Source organism: Aliivibrio sp. S10_S31 (assembly GCF_014694495.1).
In the GTDB taxonomy this organism is placed as follows: Bacteria; Pseudomonadota; Gammaproteobacteria; order Enterobacterales; family Vibrionaceae; genus Aliivibrio; species Aliivibrio fischeri.
Genome location: NZ_JAAUWR010000122.1, coordinates 1 through 442 on the forward strand (window position 1 = coordinate 1; position 442 = coordinate 442).

1 protein-coding gene is annotated in these 442 nt (G+C 37.1%); it reads right to left on the reverse strand.

Annotated elements, in window-relative coordinates; translation table 11 throughout:
- Positions 1-14: 14 nt before the first annotated feature.
- Positions 15-442: GNAT family N-acetyltransferase (locus HC728_RS19875; RefSeq protein ID WP_190395993.1), on the reverse strand; the 428-nt coding region annotated here is incomplete at its 5' end.

Consider the following 442-nt stretch of genomic DNA (forward strand, 5'->3'; position numbering starts at 1 on the left):
TGTTGATGCATTTGTTATAAGCACATTCTCACACGGTTCATATGAACAAATTGAGCATCTTCTGATGTTACTTGGAAACCAAATTTACGATATAAACCGCCTACTCGATTGCCTTGCAAATAACACAATTTCACTGGTTTATTCTCGCTATCAGCAAACTCTAAACATTGGCTTAAAACCTGACTTCCTATTCCTTTCCCGTGAAAGCTTGGTAATAAAAAAAAACGGCAAAAATAGAAATGGTCGCCTTTGTTTTGAAGTAAATAGCTACCTACGGCTTCACCTGACATTTCAATGATGGTTGGTTTTTCCTCATCCCATTCATCTTGATGCATTTCACGTTGGATTTTATCGTCCCAACCAAACACAGCCTTAATTGGCTCAAATTCAGCCGCCTTTTTAAGTTCAAATAAGAACTCAAAATCACTATCTTTCGCTAAAC